Here is a 775-nt window from a genome sequence, read left to right as displayed (position 1 = left end):
GGCAGAGCCGTTGTCGATCATCGCCGGAATAATGGTCGCGTTTCCTTCGGCATCCAGTTGAACTGTGATGTTTTGGATTGCAACTACAGGAGCTACGTTATCTTCTACAGTAACAATTGCTTCGGAAGAAGTAGTATTCCCGTTGTTGTCTTCAACAGTAAGAACAACCGTGTTCACCCCAACATTTGAGCAGTCAAAAGTGTCAATATCAAGAGACATTTCTAAAATCCCGCAGGCATCGGCAGAACCGTTGTCGATCATCGCCGGAGTGATAGTCGCGTTTCCTTCGGCATCCAGTTGAACAGTGATGTTTTGGATTGCAACTACAGGAGCTACGTTATCTTCTACAGTAACAATTGCTTCGGAAGAAGTAGTATTCCCGTTGTTGTCTTCAACAGTAAGAACAACCGTGTTCTCCCCAACATTTGAGCAGTCAAAAGTGTCATTATCAAGAGACATTTCTGAAATTCCGCAGGCATCAGCAGAACCGTTGTCGATTTGATCTGGCTTGATAGTGGCGTTTCCTTCGGCATCCAGTTGAACAGTGATGTTTTGGATAGCAACCACCGGAGCTACTTTGTCTTCTACAGTTACGATTGCTTCGGAAGAAGTAGTATTCCCGTTGTTGTCTTCAACAGTAAGAACAACCGTGTTCTCTCCAACATTTGAGCAGTCAAAAGTGTCATTATCAAGAGACATTTTTGAAACTCCGCAGGCATCAGCAGAACCGTTGTCGATCATCGCCGGAGTGATAGTCGCGTTTCCTTCGGCATCT

General features: G+C 45.0%; 1 pseudogene. It reads right to left on the bottom strand.

Going from position 1 to position 775, the window contains the following annotated elements:
• Positions 1–775 (bottom strand): annotated as a pseudogene (locus ACQ93I_RS17220) (hypothetical protein); the annotation flags it as partial.

It is taken from the genome of Salinimicrobium sp. WS361, from assembly GCF_050750585.1.
Lineage (GTDB): Bacteria > Bacteroidota > Bacteroidia > Flavobacteriales > Flavobacteriaceae > Salinimicrobium.
This window is presented reverse-complemented; position numbering and strand designations above follow the sequence as displayed.